We start from the raw sequence: 647 nt of genomic DNA, 5'->3' as shown, positions 1-647 counted from the left end.
AGTTTTCGAGTAAATCACCCAAACGACCCTCATACTTACAACACATTGCATGAGTCAGAGTATTTTCTGTTAACTCAGCGTTGCTGATTTTTCTAAAACGGTCTCTATAAGTATTTACAACTGCTTCATTGTGATCAGTTGCTACTACAAGAACGTAACTCTGCCAATCACTTACGCAATATAAATTCTGTGATTTCATAATGTTCTCCAATTGCACCAAGCTATAAGTTAGCAAGTTGAACGGAAAACTAAATAAAGTACTTGATAAGATGCGTTTAACTACCAGTTTTAATAGTTAACTAATGAATACTTAGTTGCACTAACACGGGCGCAGATCAAGTTTTTACTAGGTATAAGTTAAAGCTCTAGCTAAAGAATCATAACTAGAGCTTTTCATTACCAAGATAAGATTAAGTCTGAAGTCTCAGATTTTGAAACAGCTTGAATTATCGCTTCATTCTAAGATATACTGGTTATCCGACTTAGTAACAATTTTATATTGGCCTCGTAATGATTGACCTGTCCGCATCAAAGTGATTTCACAATGGTCTTTATTGCCACCGTTATCGTTAATCCAAGTTAACTTGTAGGAATGTTCCGAAGTTTCGAAGTCTACCTCGTTACCCAAGATTTTGATTACGCCATTG

General features: G+C 35.4%; 2 protein-coding genes. Both read right to left on the bottom strand.

Annotated elements, in window-relative coordinates; all coding sequences use genetic code 11:
• The coding region (locus KIV40_RS29570; protein WP_285352820.1) for a hypothetical protein at positions 1–199 on the bottom strand (199 nt) is incomplete at its 3' end.
• A gap of 255 nt (positions 200–454) precedes the next feature.
• Positions 455–647, bottom strand: a 193-nt coding sequence (locus KIV40_RS29565) for a hypothetical protein (protein ID WP_285352818.1), incomplete at its 5' end; no start/stop codon positions are given.

Source organism: Vibrio sp. D173a (genome assembly GCF_030248475.1).
Note: the sequence above shows the minus strand (reverse complement) of the source record. Positions and strands in the feature narration are given on the sequence as shown.